Source organism: Ochrobactrum sp. SFR4 (genome assembly GCF_019730395.1).
Lineage (GTDB): Bacteria > Pseudomonadota > Alphaproteobacteria > Rhizobiales > Rhizobiaceae > Pseudochrobactrum.
Map to the genome: position 1 here is coordinate 1 of NZ_JAAPBB010000317.1, position 382 is coordinate 382.

General features: G+C 48.7%; 1 protein-coding gene. It reads right to left on the reverse strand.

Annotation, left to right across the window (positions count from 1 at the left end):
* Positions 1-382: hypothetical protein (locus HBA93_RS19160; protein WP_221724359.1), on the reverse strand; the 382-nt coding region annotated here is incomplete at both ends.

Below are 382 nucleotides of genomic sequence, written 5' to 3' on the forward strand. Positions count from 1 at the left end.
GTTCCTTCACCGTCAATAAGATCGTAAGTTCTTTGCAGGCTGGCAATATCCGGCTGGGCAAAAATCGCCTCAGCCAAAGGACGGAATGCAGACGAGGTCTGATCAGTCTGAATAGCATTAATCGTAGTGCCAACAGATATGCCGTTTTCGGTTAGTCCGCGTTCGGCATAATCAATATTCGCCCCCAAAATTGTTTCCTTATCTGTATACTCCAGCGTGTAAGTGGCAACAGCAGTATTTGGCGCAACCAAAAGCATACCATCATCATTCACCCCGCCTTCGGCACGAAGCGCGACATAATCATTACGCCCGCTTTTCGCATAGCCGCTATTGGCAACACTCAGTGCCATAGACCCGCCAAGATTTGCAGAACCACTCACAT